General features: G+C 62.4%; 11 protein-coding genes. 1 reads left to right on the forward strand and 10 read right to left on the reverse strand.

What is annotated here, in order from left to right:
• Positions 1 to 4 precede the first annotated feature (4 nt).
• From IFU31_RS05950 to IFU31_RS05975, 6 genes are all read right to left on the reverse strand, one after another.
• On the reverse strand, positions 5 to 1,015 hold the full coding sequence (locus tag IFU31_RS05950) for a putative 2-aminoethylphosphonate ABC transporter substrate-binding protein (RefSeq protein WP_122801054.1): 1,011 nt from the start codon (positions 1,013 to 1,015) through the stop codon (positions 5 to 7).
• 55 nt (positions 1,016 to 1,070) lie between these two features.
• Positions 1,071 to 1,898, reverse strand: a complete 828-nt coding sequence (gene phnX, locus IFU31_RS05955; protein ID WP_192102498.1) for a phosphonoacetaldehyde hydrolase — start codon at positions 1,896 to 1,898, stop codon at positions 1,071 to 1,073.
• 16 nt (positions 1,899 to 1,914) lie between these two features.
• Positions 1,915 to 3,639 carry a putative 2-aminoethylphosphonate ABC transporter permease subunit gene (locus IFU31_RS05960; RefSeq protein ID WP_192102499.1) on the reverse strand — a complete coding sequence of 575 codons (1,725 nt, stop codon included), beginning with the start codon at positions 3,637 to 3,639 and terminating at the stop codon, positions 1,915 to 1,917.
• 1 nt (position 3,640) lies between these two features.
• A complete protein-coding gene (locus IFU31_RS05965; protein ID WP_192102500.1) occupies positions 3,641 to 4,717 on the reverse strand; it encodes a putative 2-aminoethylphosphonate ABC transporter ATP-binding protein in 1,077 nt (358 codons plus the stop codon).
• A 152-nt stretch (positions 4,718 to 4,869) separates the two neighbouring features.
• Positions 4,870 to 5,739, reverse strand: coding sequence for a LysR substrate-binding domain-containing protein (locus IFU31_RS05970; RefSeq protein ID WP_192102501.1), 870 nt, complete (start codon positions 5,737 to 5,739; stop codon positions 4,870 to 4,872).
• A 131-nt stretch (positions 5,740 to 5,870) separates the two neighbouring features.
• Positions 5,871 to 7,517, reverse strand: coding sequence for a Na+/H+ antiporter (locus IFU31_RS05975; protein ID WP_192102502.1), 1,647 nt, complete (start codon positions 7,515 to 7,517; stop codon positions 5,871 to 5,873).
• 225 nt (positions 7,518 to 7,742) lie between these two features.
• On the opposite strand from IFU31_RS05975, the gene IFU31_RS05980 reads away from it, so the two are divergent.
• Positions 7,743 to 8,753: a GlxA family transcriptional regulator gene (locus IFU31_RS05980; protein ID WP_192102503.1), complete on the forward strand. Its 1,011-nt coding sequence runs from the start codon at positions 7,743 to 7,745 to the stop codon at positions 8,751 to 8,753.
• Positions 8,754 to 8,828: 75 nt separating this feature from the next.
• Here the strand turns inward: IFU31_RS05980 and IFU31_RS05985 are convergent, their stop codons facing one another.
• From IFU31_RS05985 to proX, 4 genes are all read right to left on the reverse strand, one after another.
• Entirely contained in the window at positions 8,829 to 10,319 is a 1,491-nt protein-coding gene (locus IFU31_RS05985) for an aldehyde dehydrogenase (protein ID WP_192102504.1), read from the reverse strand.
• Position 10,320: 1 nt separating this feature from the next.
• Entirely contained in the window at positions 10,321 to 11,223 is a 903-nt protein-coding gene (locus IFU31_RS05990; RefSeq protein WP_192102505.1) for a dihydrodipicolinate synthase family protein, read from the reverse strand.
• A gap of 51 nt (positions 11,224 to 11,274) precedes the next feature.
• On the reverse strand, positions 11,275 to 12,594 hold the full coding sequence (locus tag IFU31_RS05995) for an NAD(P)/FAD-dependent oxidoreductase (RefSeq protein ID WP_122476785.1): 1,320 nt from the start codon (positions 12,592 to 12,594) through the stop codon (positions 11,275 to 11,277).
• 227 nt (positions 12,595 to 12,821) lie between these two features.
• Positions 12,822 to 13,847 (reverse strand): glycine betaine/L-proline ABC transporter substrate-binding protein ProX, encoded by a 1,026-nt coding sequence (gene proX / locus IFU31_RS06000; RefSeq protein WP_122476614.1) that lies wholly within the window; start codon positions 13,845 to 13,847, stop codon positions 12,822 to 12,824.
• Positions 13,848 to 13,876: the final 29 nt, after the last annotated feature.

Below are 13,876 nucleotides of genomic sequence, written 5' to 3' on the forward strand. Positions count from 1 at the left end.
CTCCCTATGGCTTGGCCGATTTGCCGTCATAGCGTTTGCGCCATTCGGCCAGAATGTTGTCGCGCTCTTTCGAGGCCCAGGCGAAGTCATTCTTGATCAGACGCTGCTCGTAGTCGGCAGGCAGCTCGGTGGGAGGCTTGGCCAAGCCTTCCTGGGCCAGCACCGCGAAGTTTTGCTTGTACAGTTCCATGCCCGCCGCGCTGGCGGAGAAATCAGCCAGGCGCTTGGCGGCCTCGGGATGGGCGGTGCCCTTGATCACGGCAGTGGCCTCGATCTCCCAGCCAAGGCCTTCCTTTGGCAGGATGATGTCCAGTGGCGCACCCTGACGTTTGAGCTGTACCGCCGGGTATTCGAATGAAATGCCGATAGGGAACTCACCCGCTGCGGCCATCTTGCAGGGCTTCGAACCGGAGTGGACGTACTGCCCGATGTTCTGGTGCAACGCGTCCATGTAGGTCCAGCCTTGTGCCTCGCCAAAGGTTTGCAGCCAGGCGCTGACGTCCAGAAAGCCCGTACCGGACGAGGCTGGGTTTGGCATCACGATCTTGCCGCGATAGACCAGGTTGGTCAGATCTTGCCAGCTCACGGGGCGCGGCAGGTTCTGCTTCTCGGCTTCGATGGTGTTGAAGCAGATGGTGGCGGCCCAGACATCCATGCCAACCCAGGCCGGCGGATTGGCCGGGTCGCGGTATTTGGCGCCAATCTTGGGCAGATCCTTGGGGGCATAGGCTTCGAGCATGCCTTGCTGATCGAGGATTGCCAGGCTCGAGGCGGCCAGACCCCACACTGCGTCGGCTTGCGGGCGAGCTTTTTCGGCCAGCAGTTTGGCCGTGATGATGCCGGTCGAATCCCTCACCCATTTGATGTCGATATCCGGGTTGGCTTTCTCGAACGCTTTTTCATAGGTCTGCAGCTGCTCGGCTTCCAGTGCGGTGTACACGGTGAGCTCGGTGGCGGCACTGGCGTGAAGGCTGAAGCCTGCGAACACTGCAGCGAAGGCAAGGGGCTTGAACATGGTTTGATCCTGAGTGAAGTGGACAAGGCGGTATCGGTTGGCCGAACAGGTTCTATCAATGGCTGCCGGGGGTTTCACCACGAGCCATGCGTGCGTTGATCCGATCGATGATCGCTGGCAGATCGGCAATGGTGTCGGCCAGGTAATCGGGCCGTACCGGGGCGAACAGGGCATCGATGCGCAGCCTGTGCCGATCAAGCTCGGAGGGCGTGAGCGCCTGGAAGGCCGGGTGGTCCAGGCCGAGAAAATTGCCGGAAAAGCGCAGCCCGACCGTCCACATCCCTGCGCTGCGGCCTTCGAGAATGCCCGGCAAGGTGTCGTCGACCTTCACGCAGGCAGCGACGTCACCGATGCTCAGGGCGATGACGTTGGCCAACGCCTGGGCGGGGCCGGGGCGGCCGGTTGGCAAATCGTCGGCAGCCACCACATGATCGGGCTGATAGCCCGCCACTGCGGCCAGTGCCACGACGTGGTCCATGACCTGCCGAGGGTATCCGGAGGTGGTGCCGATCTTGAGCCCGGCTTGACGCATGTGCTTGATGGCCGGCAGCGCACCGGGGATGAGCGCGCTGTGCTTGCCGACATTGGCAATCTGCAGCGGCATGAAGCGCTCGTAGATGGCCGTCACGTCCGCGTCGCTCGGTGGCCTGGCAAAACGCTGCTCGAAGCGCGCAGCGATCTGCGGCTGGTCGCACAGGCTGCGAATGTGGTCCCACTTGCCCATGCCCATGGGGCCACGAGCTTCATCCAGGCTCAGTTCGATATCGAACGTGGCAAAGGCTTCGACGAAGATTCGGGTGGGCGCGAAAGAGCCGAAATCGACGACGGTGCCGGCCCAGTCGAGAATGGCCGCTTGCAGTTGGGCAGGGGCTTGATAGTGCATGGTGTTCTCCGAAAAATCAGCAGGTAGGCGTGCTCTGGCGCCAGGCTTGTGAACGTCGCAGCAAGCCGCGTGAAACCCAGGCGAGCAAAAGGGAAACGGCTGCCGAGGTGAACAGGATCAGTGTCGACATGGCGGCGGCGCCGCCGACATTGCCCGCGTCGTCCATGTTCAGTACGGCCACCGCCGCGAGGATGCTGTCTGGCGAGTACAAAAAGATGGCAGCGGAAACGGTGGTCATTGCCGAGACGAACAAGTAGCGAATGATGTCCAGCAGCGCGGGCAGACAAATCGGCAATGTGACGCGTAGGCAGTGCCGATACAGGGGAGCCTTGAGGGATCGCGCGGCCGCCTCGAATTCGCTGTCCAATTGGCGCAGAGCGGTGGTTGCCGTCATGTGCGCGGTGGTCAGGTAATGAGCGATGGTGCAGATCACCAGCAGCGCCATGCTTCCATAGAGGCTGTGCAATGGGTTGTCAGGCAGGTTGAAAAAGAAGACGTAGCCCAGGCCTAGCACCAGGCCCGGCACGGCCATGGGTATGAAGGTGAGTATGCGCAGGGCCAGGTTGAGGGCGGGTTGCCCGTGGGTTTTCTCCATCAGATAGGCACCGGTGAAGATCAGCGCGCTCCCCACCACCGCGCTGCAGCTCGCCAGCACCAGGCTGTTGCGATAGGCCAGCCATCCCCCGCCTGCGGTTTCACTGAACAGGTAGTGCTTGAACGACAACGAAAGGTTGTAGGGCCAGAATTTCACCAGGGAAGAAAACACCGCCATGCCCAGCACCGCCAGCAGGCAGCCGCAGATGAGCACCACGATCAACAGGTAGCAGCCGTCCCGCCCTCGCGAGGGCTGAGGCGTGAGTACCTGCGCCCGGCCACTCATGGACGAACGTTGGCGGCGGCGCAACCAGGCATCCATCGAAAAGCTGATCAGTGCGGGCACCAGGAGCACCATGCCGATCAGCGCCCCACGGCCGAACTGTTGCTGACCCACCACTGCCTTGTAGGCTTCGATGGCCAGGACCTGATAGTCACCGCCGACGATCACGGGCACGCCGAAGTCAGTGATGGTCAGGGTGAACACCAGGCAGAACGCGGCGAACACGGCTTGTCGCGTCGCGGGCCAAGTGATGCTGTGGAATGACCGCCAGGTGCTGGCGCCCATGCTCGAGGCCGCGTCGAACAGGCGCGCATCGCTCATCGAGAGCGCTGAGAGCAGAATCATCAGGGCGTGGGGAAACGTGTAGATCACCTCGCCGATGACGATGCCCCAGAACCCGTAGATGTTGTCGGTGAACAGGCCGCGCAGCAGCCCCTGGTTACCGAAAAGGTAGATCAGCGCGATGGCGGGCAGCATCGATGGCGCCAGCAGTGGCAGCAGGGATATTCCGCGCCACAGGCCCTTGGCAGGAATCAGGGTGCGTTGCAGCGCGTAGGCAAACAGGTAGGCCAGGGGGACCACGATGAGCGCAACGCTGACCGAAACGCGCAGGCTGTTACCCAGCAACCAGTGAAAGTTGTCGCTGCCCAGCAGCTCCCGCGCTGCGATCAGCCCACCGCCCTGCCCTGCATCGCCGCTGAAACCGCGCCAGAAGATCGCCAGCAACGGCAACAGCAGCGCCATCACCAGGAGCAGCAAGAACAGCACTTTGCCACCGACGACGAATACCTGGTCGTCCCGGTCGGCGCGCTGAGCCCGGCGTGCATGACCTTTGCCGCTCACTGACAACTTGGCGGTAAGCATCTCAGGCAAACACCTGCAAGCTGTGTGGCGGCAATGCCACCTGGATATGCCGTGTGCCCGAAGGGGGCAGCTGACGCGCGCTGATTTCGGCGGTCAGCGATTGGCCCGGCAGTTCGTCGAATTCGAAGCTCATTCGGCACCGGTTGCCGAGGAAGGTCACGTTCTGCATCTGCGCCGCGAACAGGTTTTCCTCCGAGTGCCGAGGGTTCACGCAGATCGACTCGGGACGGCAGAACAGGCGCCCGACGCAGCGGGGGGCGACGGCATCGGCCAGTCGCAACTGAAGTGGGCCCACTTGCGCATGACCATTGCCATTGCCTTCGAAAGCCAACCAGTTGCCCTGCCCCACGAAGTTGGCCACAAACGGCGTCTCGGGACTTTCATAGATCGATTGCGGGCTGGCGTATTGCTCGATGCGCCCCTGGTTCATCACCGCAATCCGATCAGCCATCAGCATGGCTTCTTCCTGGTTATGCGTAACCATCAAGGTGGTAATGCCAAGCCGCTGCTGCAGCGTGCGCAGCTCGGTGCACAGGTGTTCGCGCACCTGGGCGTCGAGCGCAGACATCGGTTCGTCCAGCAACAGCAAGGACGGCGCGGGAGCCAGCGCACGGGCCAAGGCGACGCGCTGTTGCTGACCACCGGAGAGCTGGCCCGGATACTTTTTCTCGCTGCCGGTCAGCCCTACCAGCTCGAGCATGGCAGCGACCCGCTGACGAACGATATCGCGCGCGCTGCCGGCGAGGCCGTAGCCGATGTTTTGCTCGACGGTGAGATTGGGGAACAACGCGTACGACTGGAACACGATGCCATAGTCCCTGGCCTGGGGCGGCAGGTTGGAGACATCCCTGGACCCCATGTAGATAGCCCCGCGATTTTGCTGTTCCAGCCCTGCGATGCAGCGCAACAACGTGGTCTTGCCGCACCCCGACGGGCCGAGCAGGCACACCAGTTCGCCCGGCGAGATCTCCAGGGATACGTCGTCCAGCGCCTTGAACGCGCCAAAGTTCTTGCGCAGACCGGCGATCCGTATCGTCACGCCTGGAGAGGCTTCATCAGTAGGGCTGGAACGCAGCATGGGGCACCTCATCAAGTGGAGCACGCGCCGCCTGTGGAGTGCGGCATGCGTGTCGATGAGGCAATGCTAGGGCGTTATTGCGACGACGATGTGGCAGATAGCCAAAAGCTGGCGATAGTCCTATTGGTGAATTTGCCCAGTCTCCAGGACGGCTACAGCTGACGCGCGATGCTGTCGCGAGCGACGTCGAGAAAAGCCGCCGGCAAACGGGCCTGCCTGCGGTCCTTGAGGCAATACAGATACTCGGCGATCTGCGGCGCGCCTTCTATCGCAATGATCCGCAGGTCCGGATTGACGGGCACTTCCTGGCGCGCGATCAGGCTCACGCCGATATTGCGCAGAACGGCTTCGCGGATGGATTCCCGGCTGCCGATTTCCAGCTCGATGCCTGGGCGAACCTGATGGCTGTTCAAAAACTGCTCGGTCAAGGTTCTGGTGGTCGAGCCATGTTCGCGCATCAACAGGCATTGGCCCGCCAGCGCGCTGGGCGGTACACATTTTTGCACAGCCAGCGGGTGCTGCTTGTGAACGGCCAGTACCAAAGGATCGGTGCCCAGCACCAGGTGCATCAAGCGAGGGTCGTCGAGCCATTGCGAGGAGGCCGCCAGGTCGACCCGGTAGTCTTCGAGCGCCTCGAGTACATCCTGGGAGTTGCCGATCTGCACCGACACATCGATGTGTGGCAGCCGCTCGCGAAATGACTTGATGAGATCGAGGATATAGTAAGGCGCCGTCGCTCCGATCCTCAATGCGCCAAGGGCCTGGCCGCAGTTTCGCAAATGAAACTCGATATCTGCCTCATGCTGCAACAGCGCCTTGACCTTGGGCAACAGCCGGGCACCCTCGTCGCTGACAGTCAAACGACGCCCTCCCCGATAGAACAATTCCACGGCGTAGCGGCTTTCCAGTTGCCGAATCTGCGTGGTGACCGTCGGCTGGCTCAAGCCAAGCTTCTTGGCGGCCTGGGTGACGCTGCCCAAAAGCGCGACGGTGTAGAAAGCCTTGAGTTCTGCACTGAGCATGGTCGGGCGGGTTCCTTGCAATACAGCGAGATTGGATTGTCCGCTGGGTGACATGGGGCCGGGTTCTGTCGATGGCCAGGCCCGGGCTTCGAGGTTACACCGCAGCGGCGGCTCGACTCTGCGGCCAACGCTCAGCGCCCAAGGCCCAGATTCGCCTCGTTCATGTCCAGTTCGGCCAGCACTTCGCGCACGACGTCGTCGCCGATCTTGCGTTGTCGACGCATTTCATACAACGCCAGGCGTTGCGCACGCAGGGCCTTGATGCGCAGGTGGCGTTCCAGTTGGTCCATCTGCCGGGCCAGCGCCTGGGCTTCGGCGGAGTCTTCGAACACCGCCAACTGCTGCCGGTACTCGGACATGATGCGCGCCTTGAGTTCGGTTGCAAGTGCGGCCTGGCTGGCGTCCTGTTCGGTGGCCTTCTGCGCCTGGTCTTCCTCTTCCAGCGAACGGATGGCCGATTCGGCGGTGTAGCGCCAGGCATCGCGCACCTCCTGGCGAGCACTCTGGTCATCGCTGGCGGCGACTCCGCGCAACAACAGCGGCAAAGCGATGCAGGCCACTACCAGCGAGAGCAGGATGACACCGGCGGCGATGAAGATCAGCAGGTCACGCTGGGGAAAGGCCTGGCCGGGCGCCATCAGCAAGGGCACCGACATGACACCGGCCAAGGTCACCGCACCACGCACGCCGCCCAGGGTCAGCAAGGCGCAGGAGCGTGCGTCGGGCAGGCGGGTGATGGTGGTCTTGCCGCGCAGGCGGCGTACCCACGATATTGCCCGCCAGGTGCTCTGGACCCAGACGAAGCGCAGCAACAGCAGGATGCCGAAGATCGCCAGCACTTCCAGGCAGCGCCACGACAAGGCTGGCCACAGGGTGGGTTCGTGGCTGATCACCGCCTTGACGATGTCCGGCAACTGCAGACCCAGCAGGAGGAAGATCAAACCGTTGAAGGCGAACTCCAGCAGGGCCCAGACGCTGCGGTTGAGGATGCGCGTGCGCGTCTGGCGGGGCAGCAAGTCGAGCCAGCTCTGCATCATGCCGGCGGCCACTGCGCTGAGGATACCCGAAGCTCCCAGGCGCTCGGCCAGCACATAGGCGGCGAACGGCAGCAGCAGCATGAACACCACGTGCGTCGCTGGATCGTCCCAGCCACGGGCGATCATCCACACGCGCAGGCGCCCTACCACCCAGCTGAGCAGCACGCCCAATGCCAGGCCGCCGACCGCGACCAGAACGAACGTCACGCTGGCATCGGCCAGGGAGAACACCCCGGTGATCGCCGCGGCCAGGGCGAACTTGAAGGTCACCAGGCCCGATGCATCGTTCATCAATGCCTCGCCTTGCAGGATACGCATCAGGGGCGTCGGCAAACGGTCCTGGGCGATCGCCGATACTGCCACCGCATCGGTGGGTGACAGCACGGCGGCCAGGGCGAAGGCCACCGGCAGGGGGATATCGGGCAGCAGCCAATGAATGAAATACCCCGCGCCCAGCACTGTGAACAGCACCAGCCCCACGGCCAGCATCAGCACGGGGCCGCGGTAATGCCACAGGTCACGCTTGGGGATGCGCCAACCATCGGAGAACAGCAGCGGCGGCAGGAACAGAAACAGGAACAGCTCGGGCTCCAGCGCCACGTGCAGGCCCAGGGTCGGCCAGGCGAGAATCGCCCCGGCTGCAATCTGCAAAAGTGGCAATGGCAAGGGAATGACGCGGGCGACCAACCGCGAAACGCCGACCAGCATGAGCAGGATCAGCACGGTGTAGGCGGTTTGCATGGGGCAGGATTTCCTTTGAATCGACAGACAGTGGCCATGGTACCGGCTTACGCACGGTTGGCGCATGACATGACACAACGCGACTTGTCGGTAGAGCGGGTCGGCAACGTCAGTCGAGTGGCCCGGCGCTGATAACCCTGGATCATCCTAAGCCCGGCGAAAATGTAGATTCTTGCGCCATGGGCTTGTCCGTAGACTGGACACACCCGTCAGGATCAAGCAGCCATGTTGCCAGACACCGCACACTCATCGACGGCAACGTTTCCCGATCCGCCCGCGCCAGTGCTGCAATGGGCGAATCACAAGGTCTGCGTCATTGGCTTTCTGCTGCTCGACGGTTTCTCCCTGCCCTGCTTTACCCAGGCACTGGCGGTTCTGTCGACCGCCAACATGATCAGGCCGGGCGCGGTGAAGACGCGCACCTTCTCGGGCAACGGCACCGAGGTGGTCAGCGACCTGGGCATACCGATCCGACCGGACACACCCCTTACCGACGTGCGAATGGCGGAACTGGATGTGTTGATCGTGTGTGGCGGTCTGCGCACCACCCGAGTCGCTCCACCCTGGCTGACGGTGTTGTTGAAGAAACTGGCGAGGACGCCGGTGGCGCTCGGCGGGCTCTGGAACGGCGCCTGGTACCTGGGAAAAGCCGGCCTGCTGGATGGGTATCGCTGTGCCATTCACCCGGAGCAACGCACTGCGCTGTCCGAACGCTCGCCTTACGCCAGCGTGACTACGGAGGTGGCCGTCATCGACCGTGACAGGCTCACGGCCGCCACCCCCACTGGCGCCTATCACGTCATGGTGAACTGGCTCAAGAAACAGTGCGGGCAGGCATTGGCCGAGGCGATCGCCGACCTGCTCAACTACGACCAGCCCCGCTCACGCAAGGTCGACCTGGGTCGGCAGCAGCATCTGAGCCGGCCACTGCGCGAGATCATCCAGTTGATGCAAACGAACCTGGAAGAATCGTTGGATCCGGAACAACTGGCCGCTTGTGTCCACTTGTCCAGGCGACAGGTGCAGCGCCTGTTTCGCGAGCAACTGTCCACAACACCGCAGCGCTACTACTTGCGCCTGCGCATCACCGAAGCACGCCGGCTCATTCAGAACTCGAGCATGCCGATTACCGAAGTGGCGATCGCGTGCGGTTTCGTTTCCGGCCCTCACTTCAGCAAGTGCTATCGAAGCTTCTTTGGCTACCCGCCTTCCAGGGAACAGCGCTATGAAGTGTGACGCCGTCTGTAGCCTGCCCCGGTGCGGGCTACCCCCGACCCTGGGATAGGGTCGGGGCGGCCCTCACTGGCAGGGTTACGACGCGTCGATCCAGATGGTCTTGATCTCGGTGTACTGATCATGGGCCCAGATCGATTTATCACGCCCGCCGAAACCGGATTCCTTGTACCCGCCGAATGGCGTCGAGGCATCACCCTCGCCGAAGCAGTTCACGGTGACGATGCCGGCGCGGATGCCTCGAGACAGTTTCAGCGCATTGCGCAGATTACCGGTGTAGGCCGACGCGGCCAGGCCGTAGGCGGTGTCGTTGGCCAACTCGATCGCCTCCTCGACGGTGTCGAAGGTGGTCACGGTCAACACCGGGCCGAAGATTTCTTCCTGAAAGAGACGACTGTCGCGCCCGACGCCATCGATGATCGTCGGCTCGACGAACATGGGCACGCCTTCACCTCCGCCGACCAGAAACTCGAGTTTTTCGTCAGAGGCCTGGTCGATGTAGGAGCGTACCTTGTCGAAGTGAGCCTTGCTGATCATCGACCCCAAACGGTTCTCTGGGTCGAGTGGGTCGCCCATCTGCCAGTCGCGCAGGTGCACGACCACGCGTTTGATGAGCGCTTCCTTGATGTCCTTGTGCACGATCAGCCGCGAAGACGCCGAGCAGTTTTCACCCATGTTCCAGAAGGCGCCGTTGACCACGTGCTGGGCGACCTGATCCACGTCTTCCACATCGTCCATCACCACCGCTGGATTCTTGCCGCCGCATTCCAGCACGACCCGCTTCAGGTTGGATTCGCTGGAGTACTTGAGGAAACGACGACCCGTCTCCGTCGAACCGGTAAAGCTGATCATGGCCACGTCCGGGTGGCGGCCAATCGGTTCGCCTGCCTCCTGGCCACTGCCCGGAACGACGTTGAAGACGCCAGCAGGAATGCCGGCCCGATACGCAAGCTCAGCCACTCGCAGCGCGCTCAGCGTGGTTTCCTCGGCCGGCTTGACCACCACCGAGCAGCCCGCAGCCAGTGCAGGACCGATTTTCCATGCCAGCATGAGCAACGGGAAATTCCACGGCAGGACCAGGCCGACGACACCTATGGGCTCGCGCACGACCATGGTCACGGCGCCGGAACCGACGGGCGCGGTGGCGTCGTAGATCTTGTCGGCCAGCTCGGCGTGCCAGCGAATGGTGTTGATGGTTTCGGGAATGTCGATGCCTTGGCATTCACGGACAGGCTTGCCGCTGTCCAGGCTTTCCAGAACGGCCAATTCGTGGGCGTTGTCTTCCAGCAGCTGGGCGAACCCGAGCAGTACGGCCTTACGCGCGGCGGGAGACAGCGCGCTCCAGCGGCCATCTTCGAAGGCGGCCTTGGCGCTGGCGACTGCCAGGTCGACATCCTGGCTATCGCAGGCAGCCACATTGGCAAGATGCGCACCGGTTGCCGGGTTGCTGGTGGCGAATGTCCTGCCCGACCGTGCGGGGTGGAATGTGCCATCCACGAACGCCTGGGTACGGTATTCAAGCCGGCCGGCCAGTTCCAGATAGCCTTCTTTGCTCAGCAACTCGGTCATTTCATGCCTCCCCAGTGATGTGGGCAACGTTCTGCTTGAGGGTGCTCACGACGGCGGCAAGCTCGGCCTTTTCGGCTTCTTCCAAGCCCTTGAGGGGGGCGCGCACACCGCCTGCGCGAAGGCCACTGAGCTCGCTGCCGTACTTGATGGACTGGACGAACTTGCCGGTTTCCAGAAAGTCCATCAGCGGCAACATCGCGGCCATGATGCGCCGTCCCTTGTCGAAGTCCTTGTCGATCACACAGGCTTCATAGAGCGCAACGTGTTCGCGGGGAATGAAGTTGGAACCGGCGCAGACCCAGCTGCGCGCGCCCCAGGCGAAGAACTCGAGCGCCTGGTCGTCCCACCCGCAGGAAATCTGGATGGCTGGGTGAGCGGTAGCCAGCCGGTGCAACCGCGCCATTTCCCCGGAGCTCTCCTTGATCGCAACGATATTCGGACAGTGCGCCACGGCCTCGAAGAACTCGTTGCCCATGGCCACACCCATCCGTGCGGGATAGTTGTAGAGCATGATGGGCAGCCCGGCGGCCTGGTCGACGGCCAGCACATGGGCGGCGATTTCATGCTGGGTCGGCAGTGCATAGGGCGGCGACCCCACCAGGATGGCATCGGCCTTGATGTGCCGAGCCTGTTCGGCGAACTGCACCGAGTCTTCGGTGCGGATCGCACCGGTGCCGATCACCAGGGGCAAGCGCGAGCCGATGACTTCCCTGGCCCTTTTGGCCAACTCGATGCGCTCTTGCGGCGAATGCGCGTAGTACTCGCCGGTAGAGCCGCCGATGATCACGCCATGCACTTTCGAATCGATCAGGTATTCGAGCACTTCGGCAAACGCGACAGGGTCGATACTGCCGTCCGCCTTCAATGGCGTAATGGCGGGCGTGAAGATGCCGTCAAAGTTCATGGTGTAGCCTCCAGTAGTTGAATGTCTGAATCTCGAACACTTCGAAACACGTCAGCTCTCGCGTCCGGCGCGGTACTGTCCCCACTTCAAATTCATGTTCACCCCCGCTGACAGAAACGGTTGCGGCGGGTTGGTATTGGGCCGCGGCGCACTGAGCAGGTAGTCGATCAGGGGGTCGTGTTCGCCGGCCAGCCAGTCGGCGAGAAGCTTCCCGGTGATGGTGCCCCGCGTGACGCCCAGGCCATTGCAACCCAGGGCACCGTAGACGTTGCGGGCCAGCTCACCGAAGAAGCCGTTGTGGTTGCGCGACATCGCCAGGGCGCCGCCCCAGGTGTATTCGAAGTTCACGTGCGGCAACATGGGAAAGCGCACATCGAATGACGCCTTGTGACGACGCACGAAGCGGTCGTTGAATTTCTGATTGCTGCGTCCATCGGGATTGAAGCTGAAGCTGTTGCGAATGAGCAGCCGGTTGTCCGGGGTACGCCTGACCGTGGTGCCGAAGGGATCCGCCGGAATGGCGCCCCAGAACGGCTTGCCACCCAGCGCCGCTTGTTCTTCCTCGGTCAGCTGACGGGTAATGCTGCCGTAGGTGTAGATCGGCAACATTCGCCCCTGGAGAAAACCGAAACGCATGCCGAACGAGTTGTTGGCCAATACCAGCTTGTCGGCGGTGATGCTGCCATGGGCATGCCTGAGGACCGTCTTGGCGCCATACTCGACATCGGTGATCGGCGTGCGCTCGTAGAGCGTGACGTTCGCAGGCAGGCTGTCAGCCAGGCCTTTGACCAAGGCAGACGGTTGGATCAGCACCGCGCCTGGGGTGTACAGGGCCTTTCGGTAGAAACGCGTCCCGAGGTGATCGGGCAGTTCATCGGCGCCGATCATCTGGTAGGGCTGGTCGAGCTTGTCCAGTCCCCGGCGATACGCTTCAAGTACGGCGATGCCGCGCTCCTCGACTGCCGCCTGATACTTGCCGCAGGCCTTGAGCTGGCAATCGATCGCGTGCTGGCTGACCAACTCCTTCAACGACAATTGCCCAGCCAGGTTCAACCTGAGGCTGATCTTGGCCAGTTCGATATCGCCGATGTAATCTTCAGCGGCAATATCGTGGGGCAGGTCGATGGCGAAACCGGCATTCCTGCCCGAGGGGCCGAGCCCGACTTCCTGGGCCTCCACCAACACGATCTCTTCGTCGGGAAAGCGCAGCGCCAGCTGCCGTGCAGCCGCCAGACCGGTGAATCCTGCGCCTACCACGACCCAACGCGCAGTCCTGTGTCCCGAATGAGTGGGCATCGGCGTGCGTGGGTAGCTCAGATGAAACCAACCACAGGTCTTGTCGTCCGCAGGCAGCGAAGTAACTTTCATGATCGTGACCATCGATAGTTGAGTTTGCCTGCCGCCAGCATGAGTTCACGGACAGGTAACAGCGCCAATGAGAAGTACGCGCGCAGCCGGACGCGGTCCGTTGATACGTACGTATCGGCAAGGCAGTGCGGTGACAGGGTGTAGCGGCCCTGACGGCAATCATCGTCAGGCGCCGCCGGGTGCGGGCAGGCACAGGGCCCGGCGCGGCAGCCGGCCCCTGTGTCATGCGTCTATTTCTTCGCCGCGGCGCGGGCGTCCGCCAGCCAGCCGTCGTATTCGGCCTGGTGCGCCTTGATCCATTCGGCGGCATGCCGCTTGATATCGGCCAAGGACTTTTCACCTTTCTGCATGCGCAAGTTCTGCGCACTTTCATCGGCCGTGGTAATACGCACTTCGGACAGGAACTTGGTGGCCACCGGATTCTCTTCCGAGAACTCCTTGTTCATCACCGCGTAGACGGTGTCTACCGGGAAGCCCAGGTTTTTCCCGTTATAGAAAGTGTCCTTGGATTCCTTGCCATCGGGCAGCGAGGTGAAGGGCACCGGCAGCCAGACCACGTCGCGGCCCTCCACCAGTACGCCGGCGATCCACTGCGGCACCCAGGTGAAGAACAGGATGGGCTTGCCTTGTTCGAAGCGCGCAATGGTGTCGGCCATGAGGGCGAAGTACGAGCCGCGGTTGTCAACGACCGTAGGCTCCAGACCATAGGCTTTCATGTGGTACTCGACCATGACTTCGCACCCCCACCCCGGGTTGCATCCGGTCAGATCGGCCTTGCCATCGCCATTGCTGTCGAACAGCTTGGCGATTTCCGGCTTCTTCAGATCCGACAGGTCCTTGATGTTGTAGGCGTCTGCAGTTTTCTTGTCGATCATGTAGCCCTGCAGTACTCCCTTCATCACTTCGCCGACCTTGACCATCGACTCATCGCCGCCAGCCTTGTTGTAGAAGCCTTCATGCAAGGCGCCCCACTCATGCACGGTGAAGTCCGCGTCACCGTACGACAGTGCCAGGAACATCGCCGGGTAATCGACCTCCTTGGGTGGCTTGACGTTGTAGCCCAGGTCTTTCAGGCCGGCTATGGCCACCTCCCCCCTGAAGCGCTCTTCGGCGATGGATGGAAAGATGGGGGTGATCGACTTGCCGTCCCCAGGCTTGTTGGCATCGGCGGCGAACGCCCCGAAGCTCAGAACGGTGCCAAGGACTGCCGCGGCGAGGCTGGCAAGCGCGGATTTCTGGAGGGTTACAGGGTTCATGAGTCACCACGTTCAAGGGTTAGATAGGG

This window comes from Pseudomonas sp. CFBP 13602, assembly GCF_014842725.1.
GTDB lineage: Bacteria > Pseudomonadota > Gammaproteobacteria > Pseudomonadales > Pseudomonadaceae > Aquipseudomonas > Aquipseudomonas baltica.